The following is a 1,034-nucleotide window of genomic DNA, read 5'->3' as shown; positions in this document are numbered from 1 at the left end:
CGCCATTCGAGATTGAGGTCTTTCTTGTCTTGTTCAAACTTACCATCAATCAAAACATCGATGTATTGCACCACTTCTCTTTGCGCGTCATCCAGTTCAGCCAGCGTGTAGCCTGTCCAAACCCAGATGTCTTTACCGGGACACTCTTCTCTCACCCTTTTCACGATCTTTAAAATATGAGGCACATTAGCAGGATGAAGCGGATCTCCGCCCGACAACGACAAACCGCGACGTTTAATGCGCGTGTCATTCAAGTCATTGATGATCTTGTCTTCCGCTTCTTGCGTGAACAACACACCCGAATCCAAGCGTTGCGTCGACTGGTTATAACAGCCACGACACTGATGTACGCACCCCGACACAAACAATGTGCAGCGCGTACCCGGTCCGTTAACAACGTCAATTGGATAATATTGGTGGTAGTTCATAATGCGTCTCTTTGTTATCGCGAAAAAGAAAATCAACCTAAAGCAGGTTGATTTTCAAAGTGTTGAATCGAGTGGTAATTAACCTTATAGGTGTTTCACTCGACGTTTAACTTCTTCTTGTTTGCCGAAGGTAAACGGACGTGCATGTGGGCTGCCCAAGTAGCCACATACGCGACGTGTCACCGATACTTTGGTTGAATCGTGGTTGCCACAACTCGGGCAAGTAAAGCCTTTGCTTGTACATTCAAACTCACCGGTGTAACCACATTCATAACACTCATCAATCGGAGTGTTGGTTCCGTAGTAAGGAACGCGGGTGTAACTGTAGTCCCACACGTTTTCTAGCGCTTCTACGTTACGTTGCATGTTCGGGAACTCACCGTAACAGATGAAGCCACCGCTTGAAATTTCAGGGTAAGGCATCTCGAAGTCGATCTTGTCGTAAGGGTTAACCTTCTTCTCAACGTCCAAGTGGAAGCTGTTGGTGTAGTAACCTTTGTCTGTTACGCCTTCAATCAAACCAAACTCTTTGGTGTCGATGCGGCAGAAACGACTACATAGGTTTTCACTTGGTGTTGCGTACAAGCTAAAGCCATAGCCAGTTTC

2 protein-coding genes are annotated in these 1,034 nt (G+C 46.4%); both read right to left on the bottom strand.

The annotated features are described in order from the left end of the window. Positions 1-428 (bottom strand): anaerobic ribonucleoside-triphosphate reductase-activating protein (nrdG, locus tag R7190_RS25895; RefSeq protein WP_318137682.1); only part of this gene is annotated, 428 nt, incomplete at its 3' end. An 84-nt stretch (positions 429-512) separates the two neighbouring features. After that, the coding region (gene nrdD / locus R7190_RS25890) for an anaerobic ribonucleoside-triphosphate reductase (RefSeq protein WP_318137681.1) at positions 513-1,034 on the bottom strand (522 nt) is incomplete at its 5' end.

Source organism: Vibrio sp. 1078-1, assembly GCF_033340475.1.
The sequence above is the reverse complement of the archived record's forward strand: the minus strand, read 5'-3'. Positions and strand labels throughout refer to the sequence as shown.